Annotated in this window: 11 protein-coding genes; all 11 read right to left on the bottom strand. The window is 56.0% G+C overall.

Features of this window, described 5'->3' with window-relative positions; all coding sequences use genetic code 11:
- Window positions 1–50: 50 nt before the first annotated feature.
- Complete coding sequence (locus L384_RS14900; RefSeq protein ID WP_022650122.1) at window positions 51–1,037, bottom strand: GlxA family transcriptional regulator; 987 nt, start codon at window positions 1,035–1,037, stop codon at window positions 51–53.
- A 25-nt stretch (window positions 1,038–1,062) separates the two neighbouring features.
- The gene (locus L384_RS14905) at window positions 1,063–1,842 is read right to left on the bottom strand and encodes an MBL fold metallo-hydrolase (RefSeq protein WP_022650121.1); all 780 of its coding nucleotides are present in this window, start codon (window positions 1,840–1,842) and stop codon (window positions 1,063–1,065) included.
- An 89-nt stretch (window positions 1,843–1,931) separates the two neighbouring features.
- On the bottom strand, window positions 1,932–3,182 hold the full coding sequence (locus L384_RS14910) for an HlyD family secretion protein (protein WP_022650120.1): 1,251 nt from the start codon (window positions 3,180–3,182) through the stop codon (window positions 1,932–1,934).
- 6 nt (window positions 3,183–3,188) lie between these two features.
- The gene (locus L384_RS14915) at window positions 3,189–3,938 is read right to left on the bottom strand and encodes a hypothetical protein (RefSeq protein WP_003860969.1); all 750 of its coding nucleotides are present in this window, start codon (window positions 3,936–3,938) and stop codon (window positions 3,189–3,191) included.
- On the bottom strand, window positions 3,935–6,031 hold the full coding sequence (locus tag L384_RS14920) for a peptidase domain-containing ABC transporter (RefSeq protein WP_017383654.1): 2,097 nt from the start codon (window positions 6,029–6,031) through the stop codon (window positions 3,935–3,937). Before L384_RS14920 ends, L384_RS14915 begins: the two co-directional genes overlap by 4 nt.
- A gap of 67 nt (window positions 6,032–6,098) precedes the next feature.
- Entirely contained in the window at window positions 6,099–6,284 is a 186-nt protein-coding gene (locus L384_RS14925; RefSeq protein WP_001196016.1) for a hypothetical protein, read from the bottom strand.
- Window positions 6,285–6,307: 23 nt separating this feature from the next.
- On the bottom strand, window positions 6,308–6,502 hold the full coding sequence (locus L384_RS14930; RefSeq protein WP_022646586.1) for a hypothetical protein: 195 nt from the start codon (window positions 6,500–6,502) through the stop codon (window positions 6,308–6,310).
- Window positions 6,503–6,575: 73 nt separating this feature from the next.
- Window positions 6,576–7,229 carry a hypothetical protein gene (locus L384_RS14935; RefSeq protein WP_006812468.1) on the bottom strand — a complete coding sequence of 218 codons (654 nt, stop codon included), beginning with the start codon at window positions 7,227–7,229 and terminating at the stop codon, window positions 6,576–6,578.
- 6 nt (window positions 7,230–7,235) lie between these two features.
- A complete protein-coding gene (locus L384_RS14940; protein ID WP_023315112.1) occupies window positions 7,236–8,834 on the bottom strand; it encodes a hypothetical protein in 1,599 nt (532 codons plus the stop codon).
- Window positions 8,812–11,406, bottom strand: a complete 2,595-nt coding sequence (locus tag L384_RS14945) for a CS1-pili formation C-terminal domain-containing protein (protein ID WP_032627988.1) — start codon at window positions 11,404–11,406, stop codon at window positions 8,812–8,814. The genes L384_RS14940 and L384_RS14945 overlap by 23 nt, the downstream gene beginning before the upstream one ends.
- Before the next feature lie 6 nt (window positions 11,407–11,412).
- Entirely contained in the window at window positions 11,413–12,090 is a 678-nt protein-coding gene (locus L384_RS14950) for an EcpB family pilus assembly chaperone (RefSeq protein WP_022650117.1), read from the bottom strand.
- Window positions 12,091–12,120 lie beyond the last annotated feature (30 nt).

The following is a 12,120-nucleotide window of genomic DNA, read 5'->3' as shown; positions in this document are numbered from 1 at the left end:
GCATATCCATTGCCGCCAGCTTTAAAGGCAAAGAAGCCGCCCACGTCTTTTTATTCCATCGCGCCAGCATTATTTTTCGCTGCATACGGCTTAACGCGAAACGTCTTACGCCACTCCGCCGGACTGACACCAAAGCGCGCCTTAAACTGCTGCCGATACGTCACCGCTGATAAAAACCCCACCTGCTCAGCGACGCTTTCGATTGGCAGACTGCCGGACTCCAGCAGGATCTGGCTGCGCCGCAGGCGCTCGGCGGTAAGCCAGTCGGCAACGCTCATGCCCGTCGCCTTGATAAAATGGCGGGTCAGCGTGCGTCGGCTCATCGACACCACGTCCGCCAGCGAATCCAGGTTATGCGGTTCGGAAATGTGCTGCTGAAGGTAGTCAATGAGACAGTTAATCCGCCCGTCGCGGGTATCTTTCGGCACAGGTTGCGCAATAAACTGCGCCTGCCCGCCCTCGCGGTGCGGCGGGACGATCATCCGGCGGGCAATCTGATTGGCGACAACGCTGCCAAAGCGCTGGCGGATGATATACAAACAGCAGTCGAGCGCGGCGGCGGTACCTGCCGAGGTGATCACATTGCCGTCGTCCACGTAGAGCGCGTTGATGTCCAGTCGAACGTCCGGAAACAGCGTCTGAAACTGGTGTTCAAACTCCCAGTGGGTGGCGGCCCGTTTGCCGCTGAGTATGCCCGCATAGCCCAGTACAAACGATCCCAGACACAGCCCAACAATTTCCGCCCCGTTGTCTCTGGCCTGAACCAGGCTGTCGAGCAGCGTCTGAGGCGGGCGCTCCAGCACGTGCTGCCAGTAGGGTACAACCACAATTTCAGCCGATGCGATTGCAGAAAAATCCTGCGTCGCATGCAGGGCAAAACCGTCTTTCGAGGTCAGGAATCCCGGTTTTTCAGCGCAGATCGTAACGTTAAAGCGCTTTTCCCCGGATACCGTATCGCCAAACAGAATGCAGGGGACGGAGTAGTGGAACGGGCTAAACCCGTCCACCGCGACAATAGCAACGTTAACAAGCGGCATCTGTCTCTCCTTTCCCCTTTAACACTCAGAATATAACGGTTTCGCCGTCCTGAGGAATGCTCACCGCGTCACTTATCTCGTTGGCGTCAACATACTCGCGCAGCGCGCGGCGGGTCAGCAGGCAGTGGTTGATAGCTTCCATATGGGTCGCCACGATTTTCGCCTGCGGCAGCAGGAAATGCACGTTAAGCAGATCTTCTTCCCCCATGATAATCGGCCCAAACCCAATGACATGAGCGTAACCGGCGTTGAGCACGACGATATCCGGCTGGTGCTTTTGCAGATCGGCCGCCACCGCATCGCGCCAGATGGTATCCCCTGCGATATAAAGCGTCTTCTCATCGGGATGACGGAACACCACGCCGCAGGCTTCCCCCAGAAACTCTGCCAGCTCCGGCACGGCGTAAGCGCGGTCAGTACCGTGCTGGCCGCCGTGGGTTTTCACTATCCGGATATCGCCGTATGTTGTTTCCCCGGTCATGATCGTCAGGTTGGTAAATCCCTGGCTGCGCAGCAGCGCGGCATCGCTATCATTTTGCACGTAGATCGGCTTGCCTTTGGCGATCAGCTCAACGGCGTACTGATCCCAGTGATCGGCATGGGTATGGGTGACGATCACCGCGTCAGCATCCAGAAGCGTTTGAACGTCAACGGGAAGCTCGACCATCGGGTTGCGAATATCAGCCCGCGCCGTGCCGGGAAAACCCGGATAAGTGCCTTTTGGCGCCAGCATTGGGTCGATTAAAAAGCGTTTTCCCGCGTAAGTGATCAGTTGGGTGGCATTGCGAATTTGCGTAATGTTCATGGGCTATCCTCCGGTTGGTATGAGAAGGAGAATAGCCCCAGGGTGCCGTTAAGAATGTGGGCCAAAGGGCGATGATCGATGAAATCGGGTCAATCGATAAACCGCTTGCGCACCCTTTCCAGCGGGGCAATCAGCAGATTGATAAGCGGCTTACGATCGATAACGATATCGGCGTTCACCGTCATCCCGCCCATCAGCATGCGCTTTTTCTTGTCCGGGTCGGTAAACCAGGAGGGGACGCGCACTTTAGCCAGGTAGTAGTTCTGCCCTTCCTGGAGCGGGATCAGCGCCGAATGGGCATCAATGTTTACCTCATAGAAATCGGACAGCGTCGCCTCCACCGAACCGTATTTGTCCACGGGCCAGGAGTCGAAGCGCAGCTTAACCTTATCGCCTTTCGCCACGCGCCCCACCCCCGTTGCCGGAACATACAGGTACCCCTCCATCGTCGCCGCGGTATTTTTACGGATCACCACCACCACCTCGCTATTTTGCGTAATGGCCCGGCCAGGCGGGAAGTTAATCGCCACCACGTAACCATCGGAAGGGGCCAGCATCGCCATGGTGGAACTTCCCCGGCTGGACAGGTTGCGATCGATTTCGCTGATGCGGTTTTTCACATACAGCTGCTCTTCGCTCAGAGAGTCAATTTGCGACTGGGTGCTGTCGGTCAGGCTGGTTTTGCGTGCCTCAAGCTCAAGAATAGTGCTCTCCTCCAGCGTCAGGTTGAGCTGCGCATTGAGCACATCATTGTGGCTTTTATCGAGATCCACTCTGGAGACATAGCCCTTCCCGGAGACGGATTTCCACGCCTCGTAGGTGTCGGTGCTGTTTTTTAACAGCGCGCGCAGCTTCTTCACCTTATCGCGGGAAACGGCGATCTGCTTGTCGGTGAGAGCCAGCTGCTGCGCCAGATTTTTGCGATACGACGCAATCGAGTCCTCAATGGCCTGAATGCGCTGCTCGCTGCGCTTCTTCTCCGCTTCCATCTGCTGGCGGTCAAACTGCACCACCGAGCCCTGCTTGCCGCCATAGTCCTGCGACACGGTGAACAGCGGATCGTTTTCCTTCACGTACTGACCGGGCCGGACGGCAAAATCGACAAGGGTACCGGACTCTCTGGCGCGGACTTCCACATCGCCCTGCGCCGGGATCAACACCCCGCGTGCCAGCGTGGTTTCCGAAAAATTAAAGACAATCGCAAAGACCAGCAGGCAGAGAAAAAAGGCGATGAACAAGGTCAGCACGGCTTTCAGCCGTGGCGCGTTGATGTGATAGCTTTTTGAGAAGTGATGCGGGATCAGAGCCCGCCGCTGTCCGCTTCGGTTTTTTAATTTCACGATATGTCATCCATGATAAATCACTGAAAGATCATCCCATGCACTCCAGAGCGTGGGGGTTTTGCGCAGCGCGTTCAGCGTGTCGGCGGCGGCCTGACGGTAATCCTCCGGCGCATACGCCTGACTCTCCAGCCCAAACTCCGCCGCGTGCAGCGAACAGATCGGCAGCAGCGTTCGGACGCTGTAGCCATAGCGCGATAAAAACCGCGTTGAGACGTCCGTTAACCACGCCTTTTGATCCCCTGCCTGGGTGGAGAACAGCGGCGCATCCGGCAGGCGTTCGTCCATCAGCAGCACCGTCACCAGGCGGTGAGGGGCGAAAAACGAGCTGGCGCGTCGGCCTTCGTGCGCGGCCATCAGCTTATGCAGCGCAGGGTGACGGGTAATAAACTGAAAGCGCACATCGGCTGGCGCGGTGGCGAGCAGCGCATCCACGATCAGACCAAAGCCCGCCCAGCGCATGCCCAGTAGCAGGGTGCGAGATGAACTGTAAAATGCCTGCTCCCGCGTCCACTGCGCCACGTACCCGTGCAGATCAAAACTAACGTTGCGCGCCCAAAGCGCGGGCGGGAAGATCTGCTCCACGAAGTTAAACCCGCTCAGCTCATGCGCATTCTGATGCAGAAAATCAGCCGGAACATCGGCCTCCGGGCAACGCATAAACTGGCTGTAGTTTTGCGTGATCCGGTTTGCCAGCAGCGTGCGCCCGGCCTGGCGCGCGCAGAGTCGCGCATAGAGACGCGGCAAAAGCATCATTGCTCACTCTCCCGCAGGGTGCCGTTTTCCATGGTATAGAGACGCCCCTGACAGCCCACCACGTCCGGCGAGTGGGTGACAAACACCAGGCCAATCCCCAGGCTACGCAGGTTCGCCAGCACTTTCTGCGCGGTCGTTTTATCCAGATTCGCCGTCACTTCGTCACAGAGCAGAAGCTTAGGCTGGCTGTACAGGGCGCGCGCCAGAACCAGACGCTGCATCTCCCCGGCAGAGAAAAAGGTGTTCCCCGGCAGCATCTCCGTTTCGTAGCCGTGCGGCAGCCGGGCGACGACGTGATCCACCTCCGCCAGCCGACACGCGGCAATGACCTGCTCTTTATCCGGTGCGCTGTCAAAGCAGGCGATGTTGTCCAGAATCGAGCCGGTGAAGAGAATATCGTCCGCATGGACGATGCGGATGTGCTGACGCAGCGAGGAAAGATCGCACTCCTCAATGGGGATCTTATTGATCCGCAGCGTGCCAGACGATGCCAGCAGCATGCCGGAGATCAGACGCAGCAGCGTGGTTTTTCCCGACCCGCTCTGGCCCACAATCACCGCTTCTTCGCCCTGCTTCAGGGTCATGTTGATATGCTGTAGCGTGGCCTCCCGGCCAGGATAGGCAAATGAGACATCCTCAAATTGCAGACAGACCGGCGAGGTGACAATCCGCTTCCCAAACTGGCTGGTTTCAGAGGGGGCAAACAGCAGGTCGCCCACGCGATCCAGCGGCCCCTTGAGGGCATTTTTGTCCAGCAGCTTCTGCGCCACCTGCACCATGGCATCGGAAAAATAGCGCTTATAGCTGATATAGGCGTAAAGCATCCCGATGCTCATCTGCCCTTCCAGGATCAGCCACGCGCCAAAGCAGACCACCAGCAGCTGCTCGGCATTGATCACCAGCAGCGAAGCCACGTCAAAGCGGGCCAGTAGCCGCTCTTTACGCATCAGCCCGGCGATGTGTTCGCGCTGGGATTTGTCCATCACCGCATCCCGGGCCTGCTCCATGTTGTTCGCTTTGAGCGTTATGATCCCTTTCTGCGTCTCCACCAGCAGAGACTCATACTGGGCGGTGCGCTCGATGGAGTCATCCACCGCGCGTTGATAGGGGCCGATCAGCGAAAAGCGGATCAGAAAAAACACGCCCATCAGCAGCATTGTCAGCAGCGCAATTTTGACGTTATACAGCAGCATAAACAGCAGGCTGGTGACGGCGATCAGGCTGGAAAAGAGAATTTGCACGTAACCATTGCTGATGAACTCCGCGCAGGCGTGGAGCGATTTCTCAATAGCCAGCACGATGCCCGGCGGGCGCGAGCGGAACCAGCTGGTCTGGGTGCGCAGCATGTAGTGGCGCACGGACTGGCTTAAATCGTCATAGGCAATGTTACGCATCAGGATCTCAAGCAGCTGCTTGAGGAATTTACCGATGACTTCAAAGATAAAGACGATAGCGAAGATCGCGGTGAGCAGGATCACCAGATCGCTGTCGCTGCGGGAAATGGCCTCATCCATAATCAGCTGCACGTAGGTGGGGCTTGCCAGCATGGTGATGAGAGTAAAAATACAGAGCACAAACAGCAGCAGCTGGCGCTGGAACAGGCTCGGAGATTTATTGGCTAAACGGCCAAGCGTGAGCTTTTCATCCGGGGATTTCTTTTCGAAGCACGGCGTGGGCTTAAGCTCAAGCACATAGCCGGAAAAGAGTTTTTCCGCCTCTTTCAGACGGTAACGACGCACGCCGCTGGCCGGGTCGTGAACGGTCACGCTGCGGCTGTCGATCTTCACGATGACCACGAAATGGTTGCCGCGCCAGAAGGCGATGAGCGGCAGCTCAGACGTTTCTATTTCAGTGATTTCGCCTTTAAGCACCCGGCCAGACATATTTTTATCGCTGGCAAGGGTCATCAATTCCGCCATTGAGGTTCCCGCATCGGCGGAAACGGAAATCTCCCGGCGCAGCTGGCTGACGGAGACATGGTGGTCGTAGTGCCCCAACACCATCGCCAGGCAGGCCAGTCCACATTCGGTAAATTCATGCTGGCGAATAACAGGGGTCTTACCCTGTTTTTTATACTGAAAGAGCGAAAACATAATGATCCGTGGCTGAAATAAAAAAATGGCCCGGCAATGCGGGCCATGCGTACAACGTGCTTCTCGCTTAGGCGCTGAAGAAACCGCCGATGAAGCCGCCCACCAGGCCGAATACGCCGCCGATGGTGCCGCCCAGCGCGCCTAACATCTGGCTGCCCGCGTTATAGCCCGCGCTTGCGCCCTGAATAGCGGCAGCAAACGGATCCCAACCACCGATGATGGCCTGTGCTTTTTTGAAATCGATAACTTGCATGATACTTTTCCTGTTAACGTGAATTAGTTGTAGCTACCAACCAGCGCGCCCAGGAAGCCCATTGCGCCACCCAGAACTCCGCCAACCACACCGCCAACCATGCCCATGATGCTGGCGCCAGTGTCGTAACCCAGCTGTGCACCTTTAACCAGACCAGCGAACGGGTTTAACGCGCCGCCAATAATGTCTTTCGCTTCTACGAATGAAATCGCTTTCATTTTTATCTCCTGTAGTGATGGATCTTTAGCATGATGCTAAAGGCTAATTTCCTTTTATGAAGGAAAGCGGTTGCTACGGGCAGGTGGTCAGCGGAATGATTTTATTGCCATAAATAATCATCCGCCTTGCAGCCTGCCCGGCATTATCTATTTCCAGCCGTTGCCCCGGTGGAATATATTTTGAATTGTTGTATTGCGTACTGCACCCGACCGAGGAAACATATTTAAAATAGGTATTCCCGGTATTACTCACCACCCCGTTGCTAAACGCATAATCAAAATGTCGTGTCCATGGTCGGACAATCAAAATAGCCTCAAGCGAGACCACCACATCCGACTGGATGCGCTGGCCTTTGCGCGTGATCACCTTTGCCTGGAGCGGCGTCTCGGTGAATTTTACGCGATAGTATCGCTCTTTGTTGTCATGCGGGCCGGTATAATAAAATTTAAAACCCGCGCGTTCACCGCTCCCCAGCGTTAATTGCTTAGGCGAATACATGACTTCGCCGTCTTTTATTTCGGTTTCTTTTCCCTTCTCTTTAGGAACGTCTACCTGAATAAGCGACACGGTATAATTCTGACGCTCGCTGGTATCGTTTTTTATCGGCTGAAAAACAACTTCTCTTTCGGGAAGAAAATCAATATTCAGACTTTCGATAATTAAAGCATTTGCCCCTGTGGAAATGAAGCAATTTATTGCAAAAATAGCCAGGAATTTTCCAGTCATGGTTGATTAATTCCAGGATGCGCTAACATCTATTCTTCCCTGCGCGGTCACTTCACCAAACCAGCTATTTCCGTCATAGGTGGTTTTCGATACCGGATTATCCATAACGAACTGGAGGATCAGCGGTGTTTTCCAGAGCCACATATCGGTCACGCCGGAACTCATTTTGTCCCACTCTTCCGCATGGGTGGCCGGCGCCGGGATCGACAGTACTTCGCCTTTACAGTTGTGCGCCATCAGCGTCTGGCTTTTCCCCACCAGCACGTTGCCCGGAATGGGAACCGTAAAGCCGTTGCCGCTAAAAGCGCAGTAGTCCACCCCATTCAGGCTTTGGGTAGGCCCGGTGACTTTTACCGTGACCGCAATCGCCGCATCTTTTTGCGCCCCGCTGTAGGTGATGGTGTAGGGGATCTCAATGGGCGCTTCGCCGATAATGCCTTTCCCTGAGCCGCCCAGACCGTCAGGATCGAGGGTGTAATCCGGGTTGTCTGGCACAATTTCCAGCCCGGGTTCGATAGGGTTAATCACCAGGCCGCCCCCCGGCTGGAAGCAGAAATCCGCCGCCAGCGAGCTGTTGCCGGGCGTCAGACACAGGCTGACGATATTGCCAATATTGCTGCCGTCCCCCGCCTGCGCCACGCTCAGAATTAACGCTTTCGGCAAAAAGATTTTAAGGTACGCTTTGCCGCCGTTTTTCTGCGGCGCTGCAAGGAAGGTGTTCGCCAGGACACGCGTATCGCTCAGGATACCGCCGGAGATACTGTACCAGGTGTTTTCATCGAAGGTCAGCTCGGCGGCAAGCCCGGTGCCGCCGCTCATGTGCGATTGCAGCACGCTGTTGACGCGGGAAGAGGTGAGCGCCAGCCCTCCGTTGTAACCGGAGATATCTTCCCCAACAAACGTGTATTCGAGCAGGTCGCACAGGACGCCAGAGACCGTATTACGGGTGTACTTGGTGCAGGTGGCCCCCGTTGATCCATCGACAATCGTCACCTCGCCGCTGATCGGGTCAATACCCAGGTTAAGCGCTCTGGAGTTGGTCATGGTCAGCGTGCCCACCTTGTGAAGCGTATTGGTGGTGGTCACTTTGTTGATTGAGCTGATTTGCGGCGTGGAGGTGATGGTCACTTCATCCCCTGGCGCGGCGTTGAGCAAATAGTTAAAGAACGGATCGCCCAGTACCCAGCGCCCGTATGACGTGCCGGGCTCCATCACCGGCGGCTTAACCACCATCGACGTGTCGGTATAGCTGGTCGTCGGGGTGTACCCCGTGTTGCCGCAGGACGAGGAACACGCCGTCCCTTTAAAGAACGGAGAAGCGCTGGAACCGGTCACCGAAAAGTCGATAGTTAACGCGCTGCCTGCCGGGCCGTTGAAGCTGTTGTCCGGGATGTAAGTGGCGATACCGTTATTCGTTTTCGCACTCAGGGTCGGCCACTCGCGCGAACCGTGTAAAAACGCGGTCGACGTGCTGTTCAGACTAAACAGCCCTGCGCTGTTTCCCGTACCGTTATTGTCCGGGTTATTAATGGCGAAATAGGGCAGCTCCTGCGCCTGGGCCGCCGCGCTCATCAGCAGTAAATTAAGAGCGAATATCTTTTTCATCGTCACGTTCCTGCGTTCCTTTTGCTTCCTGCCAGACGAAATCGCCTTTGTCGCAGGAGATGTCCCCAAGCCACAGCGCACCGCGGTTAGACTCGATGTCCAGGCGCACTTCGCAGACGCTGTCGTCCGGCGTGGCGATACTCAGGACAGGGTTGTTCTTATCAACGTCGATCACGAAGCGTCCGTCGTTTTCCGTCCGGGTCAGCCCGACGTGGTTTTTGATCTGCATGGCGCCAATCGGGGCCCCGTTTGCATCCACAAGACGACCAAACAGAGTGACGATTTTCTTCACCTGTGGCTTCATCACCACGGTATTGCCCGGATAAACCGTGATATGGCGACGCGCATTCGCGCCAATCTCATAGCTTTCCGTACCGGTTTCACTGTTCATCACTTCCAGGTCATAAGCCTGGTATGCCGGCAGCGACAGCCAGGTCTTATCCCCTTTGATGCGTTCTGCCCGGCCGTTAAGCTTCAGGGTCAGCGCTTCATCAGATTTGAGACCGGTACTGACAATCACCCCTGCGCTTTCGGTGCCTTTCCCGGCGGCGATGGCCTCTTTGGACCAGCCCACGCTGCCGTCACTGGTCAGCGTGGAGTTCCAGCCTTTACTCATGCCGCTCTGGACGCTGAGGATGTTGCTGTTCCACGGCGTGTCGAAGTTCACGCTGCCGCCGCCGCTTACGCTGCGATCCTGGCGGCTGTTAAAGGCTTTCGAGACGTTGGCGGTAGCCGATTTCAGGTAATCGCCTTCAAACTGGCGGCTGGCGCTGACGTTCAGCGCCGTGCCGGTATCGCGATTGTGGGAAACGCCAACCGACACGGTATTGCCGAGCGGTATAGCGAAATCGAGCATCACGTAACGATCTTTCTCTTCGTAATACCCGTCGTATTTGTTGCGCGACATTCCCACCCGCAGGCGCGCCGTACCGTAGCGACCGGCGTATAACCCCTGGGAGTAGTCCAGCTGATAGCGTTTATAGCGATAGAGGTCGTCCTCCTGGCGCATCAGGCTCAGGTTGCCCGCCGAGGGCAGACCGAACGACGGCAGGCTAAAGGAGGCGCCCCAGGTATTGCCCTTGCTCTCATAGATATCGAGGAACTTGCCACTGGAGAGCTGTTCATGGGAGTACCACACCGAGCCGATCTGCCACGGCAGGCTGAGATTCGCCCCATAGTTGGCGCGATAGGTTCCGTCGGAGGCGGCCATGGTCTGGGTATTCACCGAGAAATAGCCCGTCAGGTTCAGGGAGGCCCACAGCTCGCTGACGATGTGTTCCCGCATCATGTAGGTGGAGGCGTTCCAGTCGACCATCCCGCTGCGCTTGCTGAACGAGGCTCCCACCAGCGACATGGTGTCTTTATGTTTGGTGTCGTAATCGTAGTAGTAGGTGTTGTCCTGCTCGTTTTTGCGTTTCGCGTATTTTTTATAATTGACGACGGATTTATCGCGGCTATACATCCCGCCCCACATCTGCCAGCGCAGCGTTTCCGACACGTTGCTGGAGAACGGCTTATTTACGGTGTACATGTTACGCGACACGGTGCGGCTTCCGCTCACCACCTCAACTTCGATGCTGTAGATCCCGTAGGGCAGGCTGCTGGTGTCAATTTCATGGTTGCCGACGTCAAAGCGCTGAATGCCGATAAGCTGCCCGTCACGACGAATACGGGCCTCGCCCGCCGTGGGGAAATAGACCACCACCGGCGTCAGAGAGAGCGTGTTATCGCGTTTGCGGGAGTTGGCCTGGTTGCCCATGGAAACGCCGTAGACTTCACCGCCGGAAATCCCGCTGACGCTCGCCAGAGACTGCATCGCCCAGCCGTTCAGCATGCCTGCGGCGTAGCGCATCCCCTGATAGTCGCGCTCCCACATAACCGCATTCATCTGGGTATCGCTGCTGCTCTCGTTGACGTAGCCAGAGCCATCGATCAGCACATGATCGACGCCCATTGAGATCCAGTTTCTCGCGTTCAGATAGCCCGACGACCAGCTGTCACCGTAGCCGCTCTCGGTGTGATACGCCCCGAGGTTGTAGGAGAACGTGCCGCTCAGGTCGTCAGACTCCGGCGCATCAATATCCACCTCACGCGGGCGAATATTCACCCCGTAGTCGCTCTGCGACAGATTCAGCAACAGGCGCATTTTTTTCTGATCCAGCTCGAACGCGGACCCCGTACTTACCGGAATGCGCATCTGGTCATCAAACTGCTTATCGTTAATGCTCTGCAATAACGTTCTCATCTCTTTTGACAGACGAATGCCGTTATCAGACTCCTGGACCTGAACGTCCCTCAGCCCCAGCTTCAGATCTTTTGCAAAGAGCGTCACGTCACCGATACGAACATATTCGCTCGCCGTGCCTTCGTGGTTCCCTTGTTGTGCTGAGTGTGGACGCGTATTCACCAGATAGACGGGAATTTTGATCCCCTGCTCCAGCAGTGCATAAAGCGAGTCGGGAAAACGGTAATTAGCGATAACCACGGAGCTTGAGGCTGCATGCGCAAGCGCGGGCAGCGTGCCGGATGCGCAAGCCATCATCACCGGCAACACTAATTTATTTTTCACCATGCATCCTTACTTAACAGGAATGAACTGTTTCAGGTCCCATATTCCGAGATGAAAATGGTTATCCGTAACGTTGATATCCTCGATAGCGCGCGAGGTCTCTGGCATCAGGTAGAAGTTTTTGCTACACGGCGTGCCGGGGGATTCCGGATTCGGCTTCAGGCAGGTCCCGGTCGCATTGACGCGAAACGAGGTGTTCCCTTTATTGGTTATTTTTCCCGCCACATAGACGAAATCAATCTTCTTATCCCGGGGCTGAACCACCAGAATGGTGCTCACCACCGCGCGCGTCATCCCGGTGCCGTTTTTTGGCGAACCGCTGTCCACCTCTTCGCTTACCCCTTCATCCGTGAAGGTAATGCGGTAGTAACGCTCTTTGTTATCGGCGTTCCCGTGATAGTAAAATTTGACGATATTGCTGGTACCGGCGGGCATCACCATGCGCGTGGGCGTCAGCAACAGTTCGTCCACTTTCTCCGGATTGATGACGATCCCTTCATCCATTGGGCTGCTGATCCGCTGTGCGCGAACAGAAACAATGCGCACGCTGTCTGCTTCGTTTTTTATTTCCTTGGCGGTGGAGTCAGCATCCGCAGAAATAATGGTGGTGACTTTTCCCACATTAATGGCCAGCGCGGAGGAAGAGATAAATAATAAAAATAAGAAGGCGGATTTGAGGTTAAACATGCTATTTCCCTAAACAGGGGCTTGCGCCCC

It is taken from the genome of Enterobacter sp. MGH 38, assembly GCF_000492855.1.
Classification (GTDB): Bacteria; Pseudomonadota; Gammaproteobacteria; order Enterobacterales; family Enterobacteriaceae; genus Enterobacter; species Enterobacter hormaechei_C.
The sequence above is the reverse complement of the archived record's forward strand: the minus strand, read 5'-3'. Positions and strand labels throughout refer to the sequence as shown.

Excerpts from the sequence above, each read along its gene's own strand:
- L384_RS14900 (WP_022650122.1), bottom strand. The coding sequence starts at position 1,037 with ATGCCGCTTGTTAACGTTGCTATTGTCGCGGTGGACGGGTTTAGCCCG.
- L384_RS14905 (WP_022650121.1), bottom strand. The coding sequence starts at position 1,842 with ATGAACATTACGCAAATTCGCAATGCCACCCAACTGATCACTTACGCG.
- L384_RS14915 (WP_003860969.1), bottom strand. The coding sequence starts at position 3,938 with ATGATGCTTTTGCCGCGTCTCTATGCGCGACTCTGCGCGCGCCAGGCC.
- L384_RS14920 (WP_017383654.1), bottom strand. The coding sequence starts at position 6,031 with ATGTTTTCGCTCTTTCAGTATAAAAAACAGGGTAAGACCCCTGTTATT.
- L384_RS14925 (WP_001196016.1), bottom strand. The coding sequence starts at position 6,284 with ATGCAAGTTATCGATTTCAAAAAAGCACAGGCCATCATCGGTGGTTGG.
- L384_RS14930 (WP_022646586.1), bottom strand. The coding sequence starts at position 6,502 with ATGAAAGCGATTTCATTCGTAGAAGCGAAAGACATTATTGGCGGCGCG.
- L384_RS14935 (WP_006812468.1), bottom strand. The coding sequence starts at position 7,229 with ATGACTGGAAAATTCCTGGCTATTTTTGCAATAAATTGCTTCATTTCC.
- L384_RS14940 (WP_023315112.1), bottom strand. The coding sequence starts at position 8,834 with ATGAAAAAGATATTCGCTCTTAATTTACTGCTGATGAGCGCGGCGGCC.
- L384_RS14945 (WP_032627988.1), bottom strand. The coding sequence starts at position 11,406 with ATGGTGAAAAATAAATTAGTGTTGCCGGTGATGATGGCTTGCGCATCC.
- L384_RS14950 (WP_022650117.1), bottom strand. The coding sequence starts at position 12,090 with ATGTTTAACCTCAAATCCGCCTTCTTATTTTTATTATTTATCTCTTCC.